The organism is Pseudomonas sp. P5_B2, from assembly GCF_056400445.1.
In genome coordinates, this window is record NZ_JBFULH010001347.1 from 1 (window position 1) to 685 (window position 685).

The following is a 685-nucleotide window of genomic DNA, read 5'->3' on the forward strand; positions in this document are numbered from 1 at the left end:
CAACATGTCGGTGCTGCGTGCCTGCATCGATACCGGCGTGGCCTACCTGGACACCGCCATTCACGAAGAACCGGGCAAAATCTGCGAGACACCACCCTGGTATGGCAACTACGAGTGGAACCACCTCGAAGAGTGCAAAGAAAAGAACATCACCGCCATTCTCGGTGTGGGTTTCGACCCGGGTGTGGTCAACGCCTATGCAGCACTGGCGCAACAACAGTATTTCGACCGCATTGACTCGATCGACATTCTCGACGTCAACGCTGGTTCCCATGGCAAATATTTCGCCACCAATTTCGACCCGGAAATCAATTTCCGCGAGTTCACCGGACAGGTTTGGAGCTGGCAGAACAGCCAGTGGACCAGCAACACCATGTTCGAAGTCAAACGCACTGACGACCTGCCGGTCGTCGGGGCGCAGAACCTGTACCTGACCGGCCACGATGAAGTGCACTCCCTGTCGAAGAACCTCGACGTGCCCAACGTGCGTTTCTGGATGAGCTTTGGCGAGCACTACATCAATGTGTTCACGGTGCTCCGCAACCTTGGCCTGCTCTCCGAGCAACCGGTCAAGACCGCCGAAGGGCTGGAAGTCGTGCCGCTCAAAGTGGTCAAGGCCGTGCTTCCTGATCCGAGCTCGCTGGCCCCAGGCTACACCGGCAAAACCTGCATCGGTGATCTGGTC

At 57.5% G+C, this 685-nt stretch carries 1 protein-coding gene; it reads left to right on the plus strand.

The features are described from left to right. Positions 1-685: saccharopine dehydrogenase family protein (locus AC1DRJ_RS31150; RefSeq protein WP_477805492.1), on the plus strand; the 685-nt coding region annotated here is incomplete at both ends.